At 49.9% G+C, this 409-nt stretch carries 1 pseudogene; it reads right to left on the bottom strand.

The annotated features are described in order from the left end of the window. Positions 1-90 precede the first annotated feature (90 nt). A pseudogene (locus tag BHE89_RS21470) lies at positions 91-409 on the bottom strand (hypothetical protein); the annotation flags it as partial.

The raw sequence follows: 409 nt of genomic DNA, 5'->3' as shown, positions 1-409 counted from the left end.
AATTACTTTGTTGACGCCTTTAGACATCATGACCTCCAAGTTATTTGGAGAGGGCCAACGCCCCTTTCGGGGAGCAAGCCCCCGTAAGGGTTAAAAAAAAGTGATCCTCTTGTTCGCATCGATCTCTGCCAGGCGAATCAGCTCAGATACAAGGCCAAGCCTTTCTGCATCTGCTCTTACTTCGTCGTAGCTGAAACCAAACCGTTCAATGAGGGGTTTTAGTGAATCAAAACGCTCGTAGTCGAAGGTATCACCCTGTTCATCACAGAATGCCACCAGCGGCTTCTCTACGTTTGAAAAGTCATCCGCGAAACGCTGTTGCAGGTAAACCAACATCAGCAGGGGTTTGTGACCATGTTCCGGGCGGAGTTCACCAGCGCCTTCCAGCGTAGCTGGATGGATAGTGTTC

Origin of the sequence: Shigella sp. FC1967 (assembly GCF_001743005.1) — a bacterium.
Taxonomy (GTDB): domain Bacteria; phylum Pseudomonadota; class Gammaproteobacteria; order Enterobacterales; family Enterobacteriaceae; genus Proteus.
This window is presented reverse-complemented; position numbering and strand designations above follow the sequence as displayed.